The organism is Pedobacter sp. UYP1 (assembly GCF_040547305.1).
GTDB lineage: Bacteria > Bacteroidota > Bacteroidia > Sphingobacteriales > Sphingobacteriaceae > Pedobacter.
Genome location: NZ_JBEPPL010000001.1, coordinates 791590 through 805796 on the forward strand (window position 1 = coordinate 791590; position 14207 = coordinate 805796).

11 protein-coding genes are annotated in these 14207 nt (G+C 40.0%); 3 read left to right on the forward strand and 8 right to left on the reverse strand.

Going from position 1 to position 14207, the window contains the following annotated elements; translation table 11 throughout:
• Complete coding sequence (locus ABIB30_RS03480) at positions 1 to 357, forward strand: RNA polymerase sigma factor (RefSeq protein WP_354299362.1); 357 nt, start codon at positions 1 to 3, stop codon at positions 355 to 357.
• An 82-nt stretch (positions 358 to 439) separates the two neighbouring features.
• Here ABIB30_RS03480 and ABIB30_RS03485 read toward each other — a convergent pair whose 3' ends face one another.
• A complete protein-coding gene (locus ABIB30_RS03485) occupies positions 440 to 1216 on the reverse strand; it encodes a glycoside hydrolase family 16 protein (protein WP_354299363.1) in 777 nt (258 codons plus the stop codon).
• Positions 1217 to 1406: 190 nt separating this feature from the next.
• On the opposite strand from ABIB30_RS03485, the gene ABIB30_RS03490 reads away from it, so the two are divergent.
• The gene (locus ABIB30_RS03490; RefSeq protein WP_354299364.1) at positions 1407 to 1778 is read left to right on the forward strand and encodes a VOC family protein; all 372 of its coding nucleotides are present in this window, start codon (positions 1407 to 1409) and stop codon (positions 1776 to 1778) included.
• An 8-nt stretch (positions 1779 to 1786) separates the two neighbouring features.
• Here the strand turns inward: ABIB30_RS03490 and ABIB30_RS03495 are convergent, their stop codons facing one another.
• Both ABIB30_RS03495 and ABIB30_RS03500 read right to left on the reverse strand, forming a co-directional pair.
• Positions 1787 to 2728 carry a GNAT family N-acetyltransferase gene (locus ABIB30_RS03495; protein WP_354299365.1) on the reverse strand — a complete coding sequence of 314 codons (942 nt, stop codon included), beginning with the start codon at positions 2726 to 2728 and terminating at the stop codon, positions 1787 to 1789.
• Positions 2715 to 3218, reverse strand: a complete 504-nt coding sequence (locus ABIB30_RS03500; protein WP_354299366.1) for a GNAT family N-acetyltransferase — start codon at positions 3216 to 3218, stop codon at positions 2715 to 2717. The genes ABIB30_RS03495 and ABIB30_RS03500 overlap by 14 nt, the downstream gene beginning before the upstream one ends.
• Before the next feature lie 315 nt (positions 3219 to 3533).
• Between ABIB30_RS03500 and ABIB30_RS03505 the strand changes: the two genes are divergently transcribed.
• Positions 3534 to 5843: a glycoside hydrolase family 3 protein gene (locus ABIB30_RS03505; RefSeq protein WP_354299367.1), complete on the forward strand. Its 2310-nt coding sequence runs from the start codon at positions 3534 to 3536 to the stop codon at positions 5841 to 5843.
• A gap of 117 nt (positions 5844 to 5960) precedes the next feature.
• Here ABIB30_RS03505 and ABIB30_RS03510 read toward each other — a convergent pair whose 3' ends face one another.
• The 5 genes from ABIB30_RS03510 to ABIB30_RS03530 all read right to left on the reverse strand — a co-directional run bounded on the left by ABIB30_RS03510 (position 5961) and on the right by ABIB30_RS03530 (position 14206).
• On the reverse strand, positions 5961 to 8297 hold the full coding sequence (locus ABIB30_RS03510; protein WP_354299368.1) for a hypothetical protein: 2337 nt from the start codon (positions 8295 to 8297) through the stop codon (positions 5961 to 5963).
• The gene (locus tag ABIB30_RS03515) at positions 8227 to 9267 is read right to left on the reverse strand and encodes a hypothetical protein (protein ID WP_354299369.1); all 1041 of its coding nucleotides are present in this window, start codon (positions 9265 to 9267) and stop codon (positions 8227 to 8229) included. Before ABIB30_RS03515 ends, ABIB30_RS03510 begins: the two co-directional genes overlap by 71 nt.
• Positions 9268 to 9363: 96 nt before the next feature.
• Entirely contained in the window at positions 9364 to 9768 is a 405-nt protein-coding gene (locus ABIB30_RS03520) for a DUF3995 domain-containing protein (protein WP_354299370.1), read from the reverse strand.
• Positions 9769 to 10083: 315 nt separating this feature from the next.
• Positions 10084 to 11322, reverse strand: a complete 1239-nt coding sequence (locus ABIB30_RS03525) for an MFS transporter (RefSeq protein WP_354299371.1) — start codon at positions 11320 to 11322, stop codon at positions 10084 to 10086.
• A gap of 205 nt (positions 11323 to 11527) precedes the next feature.
• Complete coding sequence (locus ABIB30_RS03530) at positions 11528 to 14206, reverse strand: TonB-dependent receptor (protein ID WP_354299372.1); 2679 nt, start codon at positions 14204 to 14206, stop codon at positions 11528 to 11530.
• Between the last annotated feature and the right edge of the window lies 1 nt (position 14207).

A 14207-nucleotide genomic window follows, 5' to 3' on the forward strand; every position in this document is an offset into this window, starting at 1 on the left:
ATGGAATCAGAAAAAACCGTCTACAGTTATTTTAGCGACACGATGTTACTCAAACATTTAAAGAAAAGTGACCGGCTCGCATTTACAGAAATTTTTGAACGGTACTGGAAGAAAGTCTATAACGATTCTTATAAAAGAATACAAAATCCAACGCTTGCGGAATCAATTACAGAAAATGTCTTTGTGAGCCTTTGGGAAGAAAGGGAGAATAAAAAGGCACAGAAACTACTGCCTTATTTGTTAACATCTCTACGTTCTCATGTGCTGCAATTATACAGAGAAGGAAAAGCTGAACCTCAAGCTAAGCGCAGATCAAGCTATTCGATGTTAACGTCCATCCATAATGGAATTAATTAGAGTTCCTGTTGCTCTGCTTATGTTTAAAAGCAGATAAAGAAAGCTGATGAATATTCATTTCACCAGCTTTCTTATCAATTGATTACTGAGGCGTAAATTTGAAAGAGTGAATAATCATTTCTACTTCCTGTCCATTTACAGGAGCATGGCCACTAAACAACCATAAATTCATATGTACTGGCAGCGCTTCTGTACTAACCGGGAAACCTGCAGGAGTATTGTAGGCATAAAAAGCATTGGCTTCGTTTTGTGTATGTCCATGATAACTTTTATAAGCCACCTGCTGATTGGTACGGGTAAATTTATAAGTACTATAAGTACCATTTAAAGCTAGTTCATAAGTTTTAGAATCTCTCGTGTCTGGATTTCCATAGGCAGGATAGACCGTATAATTGAAATTAGGCCATTGGCTATTGCCCCATCTTGCGAATTCAATATCCACTTCATGATGACCGTCGTCACCATCTTTGTAATTGAACAAGCCAAATACCAGGTTTGGATCTAACTGATCCGGGCGGCCTTCTATCTGCCAGACATAAGAGCCATAGCCAAATTTCTGCTGCGAATAAATCTCCGCACAGTTCCATCTGCCAGTTGCCGGATCTTTTCTCAATTTTAAGTGGAGAAATCCCTGAGCATCCACCCAGACACTACTTCCAGACCAGTAATTAGGACCTGGGCCTACAGTAGTATTTCCCAAATCCTTCACATTCCAGGTCAGTCCACTAAAGACGATGGTACTTACTGCGGCAACCGATTTTTTGTCTGTTTGCTGCCCGGTATTGTCAGCAATAGCCTGATCTTTTTTACAAGAGATGGCGAGCATCGCAATAAATGCGATCAAATACATGTTTTTCATACGTTTTTGGTTTTTGGTAGGTTTAGTTATTTATATAAACATCTAACCTATTGACACTTAATAAAACAAACAGGGGTAATGAAATTATAAATATTTCCAAAATAGTTAGTATAAATGAGTAAAAACTACTTTTTGCAACTTTCAAAATGATAAATTAGCCCCTTTACTTACCTAATAAAAACAGAGAGCAATGATAACCCATTTTGATCATATCGTAATTACGGTGACTGATATCGAGCGTTCAGTCATCTTTTATGAATCCATTCTCCTGATGACACCAATAACTTTTGCAAACGGCAGAAGAGCAATGAAATTTGGTAATCAAAAGATAAACCTTCAGCTATTAGGACAGGAAACCAGAAATAAAGCAGGTATAGGGTCAGCAGATATTTGTCTGATCAGTAGCTGGCCGACTGCAAAAGTCATAGCTCACTTACAGGATAAAAATATCCGGATTATTGAAGGCCCGGTCGAAAAATCAGGAGCTAACGGAACGATTGTATCCGTTTACATTAATGATCCTGATCTGAATTTGATAGAAATAAGCAATTACAAAGATTAGTGGCCCTGTTAATGATTAAAAACCATTTTATAATAAAGGCCACCGGATTTCTCCAGCTCTTTACCCTTTTTAGAAAAACCTGTTTTTTCAAACCAGCTCACTAAAGCAAGGGGAGAATTTACATAAAAGACCTCCGCCTGTGCAGCAGTAATTGCTTTGATCAGCGCTTTCCCTACTCCCATTCCCCGGTACTGCTCTAATATAGCCAGCCCTTCGATTTTGTTCCCTGTTTTAGTTTTGTGGTAACTGCAGGTTCCTGCTGGCAGGTCTTGCACAGTAGCTAGAAAATGAGAAGACTGCACATCCGCAGAAACAGCAAATAACTTATCTCCAGCCGTTTCCCTTAAAACTGACTTTAATATAGCTCCGGAAGTTTTCAATCCCGCTGCAGTTTCTACTAACTGAACCTCCATTTCAAGAGGCTCCGCACGAGTTTCAACCTTACCCGCTTTGATCTGCTCTACCAGAACCATTGCACGTTCCAAGAAGCCCATTTTCCGAAGTTGTTCTTCAGATTCGTTTAAAGCCTTTAACAAGTTATTTTCGTTCTCAGTGATCTCTGACAGCACTTTGACCATAACATCCCACACCGGTTTCATTTGCTCAATCAGTTCCCATGCCTTACCTGTTAAAACAATCAGCCGCTTCCTTTCATCAGTTTTATCGCGCAAAGAGCTGATCAGCTTTTGCTGTTCCAGCTCTTTGAGCAAGCTAATTGTCGAAGGATGCGCATAGCCAATTTCAGCAGCAAGTTCCAGAATACTTAAAGGAGATTTGAACTGCAGCGTATAGATTACAGGAAACCACTTCGGTTCGAATTCTATTCCAAAAGCTTTATACAACAGTAACCCATCCTTACGAAACTGTTCGCTTAGGCGTTGTAAACGCGTTGAAATCGCTAATATACCAGATTCATCTATGAGGTTAACAGTCTCTTTATTTGTCATCATTCTGGTGTAAAACAAAAAAATGAGTATCCAGTTTCATTAAAGGCATACTCGCTGGTAAATTCGCTTTTTCAATAGGAATAAAGCCATTACGTTCATAAAAACGAATTGCTGCCTGTAATTTCTCAACAGTTCCCAAATAAATCGCATTAATTCCTTTTGCGCCCGCATAAGCGATCAGCGTATCCAATAGTTTTTGTGCAATCCCTTTCTCTTTACCCCTGTAATCTTTGTGAACGAACATTTTACGGATCACACCAATCCCGTCTCCTATATTAATTAAGGCAATAGAGCCTATAACCTGATCCTGATCTTTTGCAATCCAGAATTCTCCCCCTGGTGCTTTGTAAAACTGATCTATCTCATTCAGGTCAGGCTGATCTGCAGCAGTAATCGGAATATTAAACTCTTGTTGTTGAATAGTAAGTATTAAATCAATGATTTGTTCTGTTTCTGCAACTGTTGATGTGGTGATTTCAAATTGTGTTTCCATCTCTATAATATATAAGTGTAAAAGTACGTAGTCACCTACATAAATACAAATTATTATCAAATAATTGCATTTGAACCACTTTACTGTAAACGGTTTTCTGCAAAATATAATTGACGGATTAAATATGAATTTGGAAAAACAGAAAATTAAGTTTACCATTGCTTCATACTGAAGCAACAAAGTGTAAGCCACAAAGATTAACCATTATATCCCTGAAGACAAAGCAGATAAACTATCAAAATTCACCAGAAAAATAACGAAACACGCTCCAGACAAACAATCAAATAGTGACCAGACCACACCAACCAAAACTGTATGAAAAAAGAAATACTAACACTTCTGGCCTTCTCCTGCCTCAGCGCCGCGACAGCACAGGAAGTAAAAAATTATAAATTAATCACTAATCCAAATGGAATTGTATTGGGTTACAACCCGGCATCGGGCGTTAAAATATTGACAGTTGACGGGCTTAAATTCAAAGACCTGAACAAAAACGGGAAGCTGGATAAATATGAAGACTGGAGATTACCCGCCGATCAAAGAGCCCAGGATCTGGCCAAACAGATGACTATAGCACAAATTTCCGGATTGATGCTTTACATTGGCCATCAGATGCTTCCAGGCTCTGATTCCGGTTTCGGTTCAGCCACTTATAATGGAAAGGTTTTTAGTAAGAGTAAAGCCAAAGCAGAAGACCTGAGCGATAATCAAAAGAAATTCTTAAAAGAAGATAACCTGCGGCACATCCTCCTTACCAAGGTACAAAGCCCTGAAGTTGCTGCCGCATGGAATAACAACATGCAAGCCTTTGTAGAGGGCATAGGTTTGGGGATACCTGGAAATACCAGTTCCGATCCCCGCCATACCGCAACGATCAACAGTGAATTTAATGCAGGCGCCGGAGGTACTATTTCCATGTGGCCAGACGGATTAGCAATGGCTGCAACATTTGACCCGGCTATCGTCAAAGAATTTGGACATATCGCTGCCCAGGAATACCGGGCTTTAGGAATCTCTACGGCACTTTCCCCACAAATAGATTTAGGTACAGAACCACGCTGGTACCGCATTGCCATGACCTTTGGCGAAAACCCGTTAATGTCTGCAGATATGGCCCGCGCTTATATTGACGGTTTTCAGACTTCCTTCGGAAAAGATGAAATTAAGGATGGCTGGGGTTATAAAAGTGTCAATGCTATGGTTAAGCACTGGCCCAGCGGAGGTGCTGAAGAAGGCGGCCGTGACGGACACTGGGCTTATGGTAAATTTGCTGTTTATCCTGGAAAGAACCTGGAACAGCATCTGATTCCGTTCATTAACGGGGCTTTTAAGCTGGATGGTAAAACCAAAAAAGCAGCAGCAGTGATGCCCTATTATACAATTACTTATGGACAAGATCCTTCTGGTCAGAATGTAGCCAATGGCTATAGCAAATACATGATTACGGACCTGTTGAGAGAGAAATACGGTTATGATGGTGTAGTATGTACCGACTGGTTGATTACTGGTAATGAAGGTGCCACACCTGATGTTTTTGCAGGCAAACCATGGGGTGCGGAAGCTTTAACAATCAACGAAAGGCATTATAAAGTGATCATGGCCGGCGTAGATCAGTTTGGCGGTAACAATGAAATTAAACCGATCATGGCAGCATATCAAATGGGTATCAAAGAATACGGAGCAAAATTTATGCGTGCCCGTTTTGAAACCTCTGCAATCCGGTTATTGAAAAACATTTTCAGTGTAGGGCTTTTTGAGAACTCTTATCTGGATCCTCAGGAAAGTAAACAAATCGTAGGGAATACTGAATTTATGAAAGCAGGCTACCAGGCACAATTGAAGTCGGTAGTTTTACTTAAAAATAAGTCTTCCATCCTGCCTGTTGCAAAAAACAAAACTGTGTTTGTGCCAAAAATATATTACCCAGCGTCCAAAGACTGGTGGGGAAACTTAGCTGCTCCAAAATTTGATTATCCAGTAGATATCAATCTGATCAAAAGATATTATAATATAACGGAAGACCCTGCCCAGGCCGATTTTTCTATTGTCTTTATATCCAGTCCGTACAGCGCAGAAGGCGGCTACGATTTGACAGACAGAAAAGCCGGAGGCAATGGTTACGTCCCAATCACTTTACAATATGGCGCTTATACCGCTTCTACAGCCAGAACACAGAGTATGGCTGCCGGAGATCCGGTCATAGACCCTGCGGTCAGCAACCGTTCTTATGCCAATAAGACCGTTACTGCTTACAATACGATGGATTTGAGGACCATCCTGGATACAAAAGCAGCAATGAAAGAAAAACCAGTTATTGTAGTGGTCAATGCCTCAAAACCTATGGTATTTAATGAGTTTGAACAGCAAGTGGAAGGAATTGTATTGCATTTTGGTGTTTCCGGGCAAGCTGTACTGGATATTATCTCTGGAGTTACAGAACCTTCTGGCTTATTGCCCGTTCAGATGCCCGCTAACATGCTAACAGTAGAACAGCAATATGAAGACGTGCCTTTCGATATGACGTGCCACAAAGACGCGCAAGGGCATGTTTATGATTTCGGTTACGGATTGAACTGGAAAGGACAAATCAGCGATGAGCGCAACACCAAATATCATTCTAAATAGAATGGATATCATTTCATAAAAAAGGAGCGGATACAAATATCCGCTCCTTTCTGAAAATAACGACAAGATTACTGGTTCTTGTCAGTGCCTCTTGTTAATACTTCTTATTAATGCTATTTATTGATGCTTTTTATTGATGTAAGCTTTAAAATAACCACACTCATTTAATACTTCCTGATAATATTTGGTCTGGCTGTATTGTGCTTTCAACTCCGCAAAATATTTACCAGTAGGTATTTTACTAAAATCAAAGCCTCCATAATACTTCCGGTCATTGCCTGGACTATTGTATTGCATATTGTAAATCTCATTCCGCTCGCATTTAGCGGCCATATAAGTATACTTTGCTTTTAACTCTTTGGTTTTAGCATTGGCGCGCGCCAGCAGATAATACTTCTCCGCGACTTTACTATCAGTCACTATCTTTCTATAAGGTACCGGAATACTATAAGGAGAATCTCCATAGCTTTCTGTTACTGAAGCCGAATAGTAAAATACACGGGCATTCCCATAATGCGTAATGTTATAATAAGCATTACCCAGCAGTGCTGCATTTCTGGATACCTCTTTACCAGCAGCCAGGTCTGCTTTAATTGTCTTTAAAGCCTCAATAAAGCCTAATACTGTAAAATGTTTTTTATCCTTATCGGCCTCATGATCACAATCATGACAATCCTGAATCTTGATATTGAAAGGATTAGCCATCAGTTCAGTTCTGTTGACTGTATCTGCCTGCTTCATCAGCACAATAGCTTCGTCCAATTTCTCCTGATAAACCAATAACATAGCTTGTAAATAGCTCAGCTGTCCAACATTAATCGAATAATAGTTCAGCATGGCCAGTTCAAAAGGAGTTTTATCTTTTTTATTCAGCAATGCTTTTGCAGCTTCTATCCTTTCATTGCTGTTATAGAACGTCATTTCAGGGGCAAAAAAGTATGCTTTTAATACATTTCCCTGCTTTTTATATTGTGCAGATAACAAGGTCATACTTTGAGCAATCGCACTATTGTAACGAAGGTTAGCAATTGACTTCTTATTCTTACTTAAACTATTCAACCAGTTAAGAGGTTCAACCATCTCAGCTTCAGCATTTGTATCGATATCTTTCAGCGTTTTCAAATAAAGCAACCAGTTCAGCACTTTATATTGTGCCATCACCAGGGTATCATTTACCGGTAACTGTTTTCTTCCCTTCGTATAAAATGTTTTGGCCAGCGCATAATTCCCTGAAAGCGAATTCAGATAACCTGCAGCCAGGTTCCAGTAATAAGGTTTTGATGTTTTCTCTTCATTAGCAATATTGCCGACCAAAGCCTGCTCTGCCGTTATTGCCACACGTGTTACCGGATCAATTTTACTTGTATCTTTCCATGACTGTCCTTGTGATTCCCTGATATTAACCAGTCTGCTCAGTAAAAGATCAAGTTTTTCAGATTTAGGATCAATGGCATAAATTTCTTTAATTGCACGTGCTTCATCCCTGCTGCTTCCCAACATCTGCCACAACGTGATTTTCTCGTCCCCATTTTTAGCCAGGTTCAAAGTCTGTTTCCAGTCCGGCTCATTCTGGGGATGAAAACTCCATCTGCTTGGAATTTTCATTTCAAAAGAGTAATTATAACATAAGCTATACAAATAGTTTGCTTGCGCAAAGTCCCCCTTTTGATAATAATAGCCAGCCAGATACCCCAATGTACGGTAATACATCATATTCTTTGGAAAAGCGGCTTCTTGTTTAGCAAAATATGCTGGCAAAGGTACATCAGCTTTTGGCACATCAGCTGCATGCTGTTTTTGCTTAAAATAGTAATAACGTACCATCTGGAACCATAGACGCTGTTTGATAAATGGATCTTTTGCATCATCCACAGCTTTCAGTAAAGTGTTCTCCAGCACTACAGGCACCTCTTTTACAGGGGTTTTCTCATAAGACCAGTAATCGCCGTCTCCTACTGCATAAACCTCACATTCTTTAGCCAGAATCAAATAGTCAAGAAAAGAATTGACTTTCTTTTTATTCGCTTTTGCGTTTTTCAGCTCAGGCATCCCTGCTGGCAATACGGCCAATTTTCCTTTATAATAACGGGCAACAGAATCAACATTTCCCGAACTAGCTTTAATCAGCAGTGTTTTCAGTGCAGCAGTATCTACCTTATTCTCAAACCAGGAATTCCATTCACTCACAACCAATTGATTATAACGGGTATTGCTATTATCCAGATTATATCCATTGTAATAAGTGATTTCACTGGTAAAGAAAAAAGGAGAATAAGTACTGCTTACAAAGGCTTCAGGTGCAAAGCTGGAACTCTCAAAATCATCGTAATAGCCACCATCACCACAGGCAACTACAACACCTGCTACCGCAATGGAACAAACACTAAAAATGAGCAGAAACTTCTTTGATATCTTTTGCTTCAAGCGCTGAAGCAGCGACGGTTGATAATTCATAGTATATTATATTTCTATTTTCAAGATGTGCAAGGTGTTTGGAGAGTTGTTTCGCTGCCAGGTTCAAGAGCTTCGGATTTACCTCCTCCAGTTTAAACAAATCATTTTCTTTAATATAAAGACCTGACAGATAAAAACTTTTGTTTGCTTTATAAACATTTGATTGAGCCATTTGCTGAAAATTATTCCGGTCTGACAGTTCTTTCTGACCTATCTTTCCATAAAGCTGAATAACTTTTCCTTCTCTGATTTGTATGGCCCAGGAGAACAAAGGCAGCGCAATATCCAAAGGCAATTGATAAGTTGGCAGATAGCTGATATACTTTGAGGCATCTGTAGCATTGTAAATTGAATTGCGTTGTTTCAGCTGGGCTGATATTTTTCCCATATTGTAAAACATCAATAAGCCTTTATCAACAGGCGGCACACCGGTACGGTCAGCATATTTGATCTGATGCAGACGGATTGTTGCTTCCAGTTGTTTCTTATTGACCGCTTTAAAAGCTTTAAGAAAAGTAAAATAGCGGTTTTTAGTCCCTGTGGTCCAATCGCAATCGATCTGCACACACTGGTACGACACTTTATTCTGTGTCATGATCTCATTGATTAACTTATTGACCTTTTCAGCCAATGGTTCAATTTGACCGGGAGTCAGTTTTTCAAAGGTCTTGTTGGTGATATAAATAACCGGGACAATATGGAATTGACTCACATCCTGGTTAATATTGATCACCGCATTAGGCCGGACATCATTTTTCTGTTCATCCCAAATCACATCGAATAAACGAAGATACAATTGATTACCAGCTCCATCCTTCAAAAGTGAAGCCTGAGATTTATCCAATAAAAAGGTAGTTTTCCAGTAATAAAAAGCAGCATTAGCTGTGGATTTTTCTTCTTTACAGCCCGTCATGAAACAGGTGATCAGACCGATCAGAATTAACCCCGATAAAATTACTTTTTGGCGCATAGCAGCAAATTAATATTTCATCCCCAATACGATTTAAGAATGCCGTAAAGGTAGACAAATCTGGTTTCCTTTTCAGCAGAACGAGATTTTATCCGTTTAAAATCCTATAAAGATCAGCAGATGAGTGATGAAAAGTGTTAAACACAAAGGCGTGTAAAATAAACGGTCCTGCCGCGCAAAATCTGATGTTTTATGTTTCTTCAGCAATCCAACATAATTAAAATCACCAATTGCACGGATCAGGAAGATGAGCCCGGTCACAAGGATCCCATATTGGAGGAATAATGGGTTTAGCGGCAAAACAAGTAAATACTTAATACTGAGATTAACTAACGCAAAAATCAGCAATCCTATAGCCACAATAAGTGTGGAAAGAACGCTGGGAAAGAATAATTTCTGACCTGATGCACCTGTAGGCACGACCACATCTTTTCCCCAAATTCCGCCAAACGCCCAATAAACATGGAGCAATGCTAAAGCGATAAAAATTATTGCGTTCAATAAAGTCAACAAATTAATCATGCCCAAAACTACAGTTTTTCAAGCATGACCAGGAAAATAAAAAAGCGCGTTTTATCCCCTGCCTGGCTCCCATACTTGACCACCATAACCAAACGCGCTCTCAATTTAGCCAATTGAACTATATACACGGACTGTAGAGGGTTACCGCACTAAATTGTTTGAAAAAACAGGCTTCAGGAAGATCTCCGGATTGGTAATTTATGCCGTAAAAAGCGGGATCATCCACGTTTAAGAAGAAGATCCCGTTCTGTTTTTTTTAATGGCTAAAGCTTTTCGCCAGTCATTATCTTTATGCTATGCAGTCTGCGCTACGAGTTGATTTGCAGCTTTTTTGTTGATATTGGAAATAATCAGCATAATCACTACTGATAATGCAATCAGGATCAAGTAGCTGTAGCTCAGATTTGTTTCATCTTTTGCTGGTACGACATTCACAATTCCATAACTTAAAAACGAAACGATTACATAAGTAATCCCGCCGGTCAAACCACCTGCAATACCTGCGTTTTTTGGAAACTTGCCTAAACAGAAGGTGAAATAATTATTAAAAGTATATCCTGCACCTACGTGAATGATGAAGGCGAAGAAGAGCATCGAGTACAAGTTACTGACAAAGTTCAGGCTGATAATCATTATAGTTACAAAGGCAACCTGCAGTCCTACATTAACAGCAAGTCTTCTGAAAAAAGGCTTGTTAATCGTTGCTTTACCAATAAAGCCGCCAACCATCCATGCAAAGCCTAAAAACAGGGAACTATAACCCGCAATAATAGGAGATAGTTGTAAATGATGTTCGATGATAAACGGCCCGGTCATATTGTAAATCATCACCATACAGTAAGCCAGACCAAGCATCACAATACCCAGTGAAAAGCTTGCGGTCTTTACCATCGTCGTATAGATATTTAAAATATTACGGAAACGGAATTCGGTAAAATGGACCAGGCTTTCGCCGCTGTAAACCAATTCCAGCACCAGCAGCACCAGTGCAAAACCTCCTAAAAAGTAAAAGTTAGATTCCCAACCGAAAGCTGCCTGTAAATAACCACCTATAAAAGGGGCTACAATCGGGCCTGTAGACCAGATGATAGAGAAAAGACTTAAATAGTGTTTAAGCTTATCTCCCGAAAATACATCGACAAAATATGCACGTTTGGCCACGATAATAGCGCCGACGGTTAATCCGTGGATGATCCGCATCAGATAAATCAGGTAAATATTGTGTGTAGTTGCAATCGTAAAACTTGCGAGTGCAAAAATCACCAGCGAAATCAGGGAGATTTTGTAACGTCCAAAGCTATCCAGGACACTCCCGATAAAGAGTTGGGACACACCATAACTGATCAGAAAGATACTTAAAGTAAGTTGCACCTGAATACTGCTTACATTCATCTCCCCCGCCATAGTTGGCAAAGACGGAATATAAATATCAGTTGCAAAGCCAGATAGAGGTAGTAGTGCAAAAGCTAACAGGGTGGCTATTCCCTGGTGTTGATCTTTAATAGCTTTCGATTTGGAGGTAATCGTTATCATAATGCTACAAAATTACCACTTTAGCAACTCCTGCAATTACAATAATCAAATAAATGATTACACAATTCAATGATGCCATATTAAATAAGTGGTGATAACACCACCCACATAGCTTAAAACAGCAAGCACGCCCGTTATCCAGCTTACAAATATTACACAATTCAAACAAAAACGGGCTTAAGGTTATCCACCTTAAGCCCGTTGCTTATCTTTTTTTATTGGGCAAGTCCAGTGTCGCCCGCAGGAAATAATAACTTCCAAGAGTTCCCATTTGTACTGAAGCATATTTAAATACGCCAAAATAACTATTGGCATAGATCTGCTGATCAGGAAAGATATCAAAAAGGTTATTAGCGCCTATAGTAAAGGTTATTGGTTTTACAGCATAACTTAAAGATAGATCCGTTACTACTTTTCCGCTGTGAATTTGTTCTTCTCCATAAGGGAAGCTATTTCTGGCTACTTTTCCGAAGTAAACGTTGCGCAGCAGTAAACTGAAATTCTTATACCCATAATTCAGGGCCAGGTTAGTTTTTATCCTTGGTGTTCCCTCTGTAATTAAAGTTCTGTCATTAGGTGAGAAAAAGATATCCTCCTGCCCTTTTAGCTGGCCGGGAATATGCAGGTCGCCAATAATTTTATTCCTGTTGAAGTTAAATCCTAAAGAAGCGCCATAGGTATGGTTTGCTGATTTGATATTATAATCTGCAACCACATCTATACCGAGAGTCCGGGTATCAATTGCATTGCTGAAGAAGCGTGCAGAAGATACACCATAAGAATTCAGGATACTTTGAACTTCCGGGACGGGGTCCCCAAATGCATCATATCCAAAACTTCCAGTCAATACAATCCTGTTTTTAATATCGGTGAGGTAACCATCTACCGAAATGTTGAAATTAGCAAATGGCTGGGCTGTAAAACCAAGACTATAATTCATGGAGGTTTCCTGTTTTAACTTAGGAATCCCCAGCGCTTTTGCTACAGGGCTGCTATTGATAAAGAAGCCGGATTGTCCAAGGGTATTATCTGGTAAAATGTCGGTGCTTACCGCACTGAAATATTGCTGATGCAAGGATGGTGCTCTGAATCCATTACTGATTGCTCCCCGGATGTTAAATTTAGAGGTAATTTTATAACGGGTTGCGAATTTACCACTCACTGTAGCGCCAAAATCGCTGTAATGTTCAAACCTTGCAGCACCACTAATCAGCCATTTTGAAGTTATATCCAGTTCTGCATCTGCATACAAGCCGGTATTGCTCCTGTTTTTATGCACTACATTATCAGGAGAAAAACCATTGAATGATTGTGCCCCCCCTGCCAATCCCGAAGGATTAGAAACTGTACCGTCAGGGTTTGTAATCAAAGCATAGTTTTTCCAGGAAGCCTCCTCGCCAGCCCGGATCTGATAATCGTCCACTCTGAATTCTGCTCCAAAGGCAAGGTTCAAGCCTGAAGCGACATCAAGTTTACGGCTAAAATCGAGGTTGGTCGTGTTTTGCAGGAATTCATGGCCTCCCGCTTTAAAACTAGTTGGAGATTTATCTTGTAACGAAGCATTCACGGTATTGTTCACTTCATAGTCAAATCTGTTGTCACCTAAAGTATTGCTCAGGTCAGCATTCCAGTTCCCCAATTTCTGTTTAAATCCAAATGCTAAAGATCTGTCGTTGATCTTTGAGGTGGTATTGGGCTGGTAACCGTCAGGGAAAATACTATACACATTAGCCGAAGGATCACTCGGTAGCCTGCGAAAGCCAAAGCCCTCTCCTGTTCTGTAATTATAACCTCCAAAGGCATAGAATTCAGTTTTCCCACTGTTGAATGGCATTCCAAGATTAAAAAAGGCAGATAAGTTCTGAATTTTAGCATCTCCGATCTGGAAATTAAAATCATCTCTGGTCAGGCCCCTTGCTTTTAGTTGTGCGTCATCATAAGCACGAGTTGGATTAGCGGACTGATCAAAAATAATCAGTTCATTGTTCTGATCACGTGTGGTTTTACCCCGGTAAGCACCTTCAGCAGTCAGATTTAAATAACCACCATTTTTGCCTAAAGCAGTTCCATAATTCAGATTGAGCTGCCCAACCTGGCCGTCACCTCTGGAAGTAATCCCTCCGGTAGCTGCCACCATTAATTTATCAGTATTCTGTTTCAAAACAATATTAACGACTCCTGCAATTGCATCTGAGCCATATTGTGCAGAGGCACCATCCCTCAAAACTTCAATCCTTTCAATTGCCGAGGCTGGAATGGAGTTCATATCTGTACCTACAGAGCCATTACCCATCGTTCCCTGGTTATTGACCAAAGAAGTAGTATGCCTGCGTTTTCCATTAATAAGCACGAGTAACTGATCCGGCCCTAAGCCACGGATACTGGCAGGATCGATGTGTTCACTGCCATCAGAAGAAGATTGGCGGTTAGAATTGAAAGAGGGAGAGGCATATTGCAACAGCTGATTTAAATCATTCTGCGGAGCCATCATTTGTAATTTTGGAATATTGAATACATCGACAGGAACTGCCGTATTCAACCTTGTTCTGCCTGTACTGCGTGTACCAACTAAAACAACTTCATCCAGGACAGCTTCGTCTGCTTGCAGGCTAATAGCATAGTAGTTTGCAGTGGTCAGCTTTTGTTTAAAAATTTTATAGCCTACAAAGTTGACTCCAATGACTTGTGCCTGAGCAGTCACGGTTATTTTAAAAACTCCTGTCTGATCACTGTTGGTTTGTTTACCATCGGGCGATATGACAACTGTTGCACCTGGCAATGGGTTGTTGTGCTGATCCATGACCCGGCCGGTTATCGTCCTGGTTTGAGAGAAGGCAGCAGTTGAAATCAGTAAAAAAAGAAAAGCGTAAATTAATATCCTCATC